Genomic DNA, 249 nt, shown 5'->3' with positions numbered 1-249 from the left:
TCTGGCATGGGCCATGCAATAGACTAAAGCTACAGAAGGATGATCACCATATAAGGACTCATAGACGCTGTACCCATCGGTTTGGAGGATCCCTTCATACCCTTTGAGCATCTCTCGGGGGCCATTCCTATCACGGCCCTTCCGGTAGTCGAACAGCACCAGCTTGTCAACAGGGGCATGATACACCCACATGTAGCCTTTATGGATCTTGTTGGCCTTTCCCTTATCCTGGACTTTGATCGGGGATTC

The 249-nt window shown here is 50.6% G+C and carries 1 protein-coding gene; it reads right to left on the bottom strand.

Annotated features, from left to right (window positions below; all coding sequences use genetic code 11):
- Positions 1-249 (bottom strand): transposase (locus FNH22_RS31890; protein ID WP_143402587.1); only part of this gene is annotated, 249 nt, incomplete at both ends.

It is taken from the genome of Fulvivirga sp. M361 (assembly GCF_007097395.1).
Classification (GTDB): Bacteria; Bacteroidota; Bacteroidia; order Cytophagales; family Cyclobacteriaceae; genus Fulvivirga.
This window is presented reverse-complemented; position numbering and strand designations above follow the sequence as displayed.